Below are 4154 nucleotides of genomic sequence, written 5' to 3'. Positions count from 1 at the left end.
GTTTGTTTCTCAAAAGCGAGTGCAAAGGTAGACACTTTTTCAACAACCACCAAATTTTTACAACACTTTTTTCACGAAAAAAGTTGAACAAAAATCCCGAAAACCGCCCCATCAGCTGACTGACAGAACATTATCGCGATTAAAATTTCATTCCTGCAAATCCCATAAAAGCCATAGCAAGCAAGCCCGCACAGATAAGAGCTATCGGGACTCCCCTCATAGGCCCGGGGACATCAACAAGATCCAATTGCCGACGGATACCGGCAAAAAGCACCAATGCCATCATAAAACCAAGTGCAGTAGCAACTGCATGAACCAGACTTTGCAAAAACGGCATACTATGCTGAACCGTGATAAGAGCAACACCAAGCACTGCACAGTTTGTGGTTATCAATGGCAGATACACCCCCAGCGAAGCATACAACACAGGATGAATCTTGCGAAGCACAATCTCCAGCATCTGCACAAGAGCAGCAATGACCAATATAAAAGCTATCGTCTGCATATAATCAAGTCCAAACGGATGAAGAATACAGGTCTGCAAAATCCATGTGACACTCGTCGAAAGCGCCATGACAAAAGTCACAGCCAGCCCCATGCCGACAGCTGACGACATATTGCGCGACACCCCTATAAAAGGACAGATGCCGAGAAACTGTGCAAACACGATATTATTGACAAATATCGCGGTAACTACTATAGATATATATGTCAGCATCTCTTACGTATTCTGTTTAACAACGCTATCATCATGCCAAGAACGATAAAAGCACCCGGAGCGAGAACAAAGACCAAGGGTGCGAAACTGTCGGGGTAAACCATCATACCGAATACAGTTCCCGCACCGAGCAGTTCCCGGAGTCCGCCAAGCATCGTCAGAGCCATGCTGAATCCCAAACCGATACCAAGTCCATCAAGTATGGAATCCACTACATTATTGCGTGAAGCAAAAGCCTCAGCACGGCCAAGGAGAATGCAATTGACCACAATCAGAGGTATGAATATGCCGAGAGCCGCATCGAGCGCCGGCATATAAGCCTTGAGCACCAACTGGAGTATCGTCACAAAAGTGGCTATCACAACAATATATACAGGGATCCGCACCTTGGCAGGAACAATGCTTTTTATCGACGACACAGCACAGTTGGAACATATCAGCACACACATCGTCGCAAGCCCCATGCTCATACCCGTCATGGCGCTTGCCGTCGTGCCGAGAGTCGGACACATTCCGAGAAGCAGCACAAATGTCGGATTTTCATTTATCAATCCGTTAAGAATAATATTCAGCTTGCTCATTTCGATATCGATTAAAGACACTACACGCCCGATTGACAGCTTCGACAAACGCACGCGACGTTATCGTAGCGCCGGTGATCGCATCCACGCTGCCGCCGTCAGCACTGACTTTCAGATTTCCTCCACCCCCACTGCCGACTATAGCCGAACGTCGTGGCTCACCACTGAACCAATCCTCCATTTTGGCTCCCAGTCCAGGAGTCTCCGAATGCTCAATAACGCGAAACCCCGCCACCGCTCCGTCAGGAGTAAAACAGACCAGCACACGTATATCTCCACCAAAGCCATTATGACTGATGCTTTCCACTGCGGCACCCACCAGACTGCCGTCATCCATACAAGGATATATCCTCAGACTATCGCCGTCAACGCATGCCCCTACAGCATCCGTCAACGGATCGTTTGAAAACGAAGGCATCATCTCGCGCAACGACTCCGACAGCCGCCGCGCAGAAGCCTGTGCGATCGGCGTCGCGGTAAGGTCGTGGAAATATCCAAGCAACACTCCTGAGATCAATGCTGCACTCCCAAGCACAGCAATCATGCGCCAAACAGAATCCGGCCGGCTCATACACACCTCCCTTCCGCACATCGGCGTGGCCGCGGCCTCACATACCGGTTGATCAGCGGCGTCGCGCCATTCATGATCAGTATGGCAAACGACACCCCTTCGGGATACACACCCCAACGACGGATCACCACAGTAATAACACCTATCATCACACCATATAAAAGCTGTCCGCGACGGGTCATCGGAGATGTCACATAGTCGGTTGCCATAAACACCGCACCAAGCATCAACCCACCCGACACAATATCAAACAACGGATTTCCGCCCGACAGCCACGACACGACGCCGACCGACAAAATTATCGAAACCGGTATGTGCCACGTCACTATCCTGAACATCATGAGATATACCAGCCCAAGCAATATAGCTATCGCCCCGACCTCGCCAAGTGATCCACCGACATTGCCGACCAACTCGCCGATAACCATTTGATTATCCGGAACAACTCCCTGTTTGACAAGCATAAGCGGAGTCGGAGCTGTCACAGCATCAGCCCACGACAGACACCCATCTCCGACCACAGGCCATGACGTCATCAGCGCCGGGAACGACAGCAATAAAAACACCCGCCCGACCAATGCCGGATTGAAAATATTACATCCCAGGCCACCGAAAGCCATCTTGCCAACACCGATCGCAAACAACGAACCGATCACAACCGCCCACAGCGGAATACCCGACGGAAGATTCATACCAAGCAGCAGACCCGTGACAAGCGGCGCCCAGCCAAAGAAAGCCACACGGCGACCCATCACAAACCTCGCTATCAGCCATTCCGACGCCAGACACGACAAAGCTGCCACTGCGACAACTGCTGCCGCCGATACACCAAACCGCCACACTCCCACCGCCAATGCCGGCAGCAATGCCACAACCACATGACGCATCGCATCCGACGTCGTACGAGGCGACTGTATATGAGGTGACTGTGAAATTACAAGAGTCTTCATTTACGGGATTTTCGTATTAAATATTTTGCCACACGGATCATATCAGTGATTGGCCGCGACGACGGACACACATAACTGCACGAACCACACTCCATACACATCAACGCACCAGCCTCTGCGGCATCATCCACTCGCCCCAGACGTCCGTATGTAGCGATCAGATAGGGTTCCAAAACGTTTGGACACACATCCACACACCGTCCACATCTCACACACGGCTCAACCCGGCGTCTGAATGCATCATTGCCCGACAAAGCCAGCACCGCCGACATGGATTTTGTCACCGGTCCATCGATATATTCTATCACACGCCCCATCATAGGGCCTCCGGCCACAAGCTTGTCAATACGGTCAAGATCAGCTCCGGCCTGCCCCAGCAGCTCAGCCACCGACATACCGATCGGCACCAGATAATTGCCCGGACGACCTATAGCTTCACCGGCCACGGTCACAATCCTGTTCACCAACGGCTCACCAAACGCCATCGCCCGGTACAGAGCACGCGCAGTCGACACATTCTGCACCACAACTCCTACTGTCATCGGCAGACATCCCTGCGCAATATAGCGGCCGGTCACAGCCTGTACGAGCTGACGCTCGCCTCCTTGCGGATATTTAGTCTGCAGCCCGACCACCGACACATCACCATGCGCCGCCGACGCTTCTTGCAGCCTGAATATTGCCTCCGGCTTGTTGAGTTCCACACCGATTATCACCCGTGTAGCACCGACAGCCGACTTTATCAGGCGCGTACCTGCCACAATTTCATCGGGATGCACACGCATCATCGCATCGTCGCAAGTCAACACCGGCTCGCATTCGGCTCCGTTGATCACCACAGTATCTATCGCCAGACCATTACAGCCACCGATCTTGAACGCCGTAGGAAAAGCAGCACCGCCAAGACCGACAATACCGGCATCGGAAGCAGCCTTGACCACATCACCCAGTCCTACCGGACCGACATCCGCCAAAGTCCTGTCGACATCCGCCACCGACTGCCCCGGCTCGACATCAATCGACACCGACTCGACCGGCAATCCTCTGCTATCCCGTTTCTGTCCGATAGCCGATACCCGACCGGAAAAAGGAGTATGCACCGCAGCCGAAACACCATCGGGACCTGCCACAGCCACCGGCTGACCGGCCTCGACCCTGTCACCTTTGCCCACAACAGGGATTGCCCCACGACCGATATGCTGCCCCAAAGGCAAGACTATCGACACTGGGGCATCCACCGCTATTATCCGGCTGCCGGCCGTTGACTTTAGCTGCGGAGGATGGATTCCACCGGGCGAGAATGTGCGACGTTTCATTTCCGAATATGATAATGC

At 52.8% G+C, this 4154-nt stretch carries 5 protein-coding genes; all 5 read right to left on the bottom strand.

What is annotated here, in order from left to right; genetic code table 11:
* Window positions 1–139: 139 nt before the first annotated feature.
* Window positions 140–718, bottom strand: coding sequence for an electron transport complex protein RnfA (locus C5O24_RS11285; RefSeq protein ID WP_107035184.1), 579 nt, complete (start codon window positions 716–718; stop codon window positions 140–142).
* On the bottom strand, window positions 712–1299 hold the full coding sequence (locus C5O24_RS11280; RefSeq protein WP_107035185.1) for an RnfABCDGE type electron transport complex subunit E: 588 nt from the start codon (window positions 1297–1299) through the stop codon (window positions 712–714). Before C5O24_RS11280 ends, C5O24_RS11285 begins: the two co-directional genes overlap by 7 nt.
* Complete coding sequence (locus C5O24_RS11275; RefSeq protein ID WP_107035186.1) at window positions 1274–1870, bottom strand: RnfABCDGE type electron transport complex subunit G; 597 nt, start codon at window positions 1868–1870, stop codon at window positions 1274–1276. Before C5O24_RS11275 ends, C5O24_RS11280 begins: the two co-directional genes overlap by 26 nt.
* Window positions 1867–2820, bottom strand: a complete 954-nt coding sequence (locus C5O24_RS11270) for an RnfABCDGE type electron transport complex subunit D (RefSeq protein WP_107035187.1) — start codon at window positions 2818–2820, stop codon at window positions 1867–1869. The genes C5O24_RS11275 and C5O24_RS11270 overlap by 4 nt, the downstream gene beginning before the upstream one ends.
* Window positions 2817–4154: electron transport complex subunit RsxC (rsxC, locus tag C5O24_RS11265; RefSeq protein ID WP_107681841.1), on the bottom strand; the 1338-nt coding region annotated here is incomplete at its 5' end. The genes C5O24_RS11270 and rsxC, both read right to left, overlap by 4 nt.

It is taken from the genome of Paramuribaculum intestinale (assembly GCF_003024925.1).
In the GTDB taxonomy this organism is placed as follows: domain Bacteria; phylum Bacteroidota; class Bacteroidia; order Bacteroidales; family Muribaculaceae; genus Paramuribaculum; species Paramuribaculum intestinale.
This window is presented reverse-complemented; position numbering and strand designations above follow the sequence as displayed.

Excerpts from the sequence above, each read along its gene's own strand:
- C5O24_RS11285 (WP_107035184.1), bottom strand. The coding sequence starts at position 718 with ATGCTGACATATATATCTATAGTAGTTACCGCGATATTTGTCAATAAT.
- C5O24_RS11270 (WP_107035187.1), bottom strand. The coding sequence starts at position 2,820 with ATGAAGACTCTTGTAATTTCACAGTCACCTCATATACAGTCGCCTCGT.
- C5O24_RS11275 (WP_107035186.1), bottom strand. The coding sequence starts at position 1,870 with ATGAGCCGGCCGGATTCTGTTTGGCGCATGATTGCTGTGCTTGGGAGT.
- C5O24_RS11280 (WP_107035185.1), bottom strand. The coding sequence starts at position 1,299 with ATGAGCAAGCTGAATATTATTCTTAACGGATTGATAAATGAAAATCCG.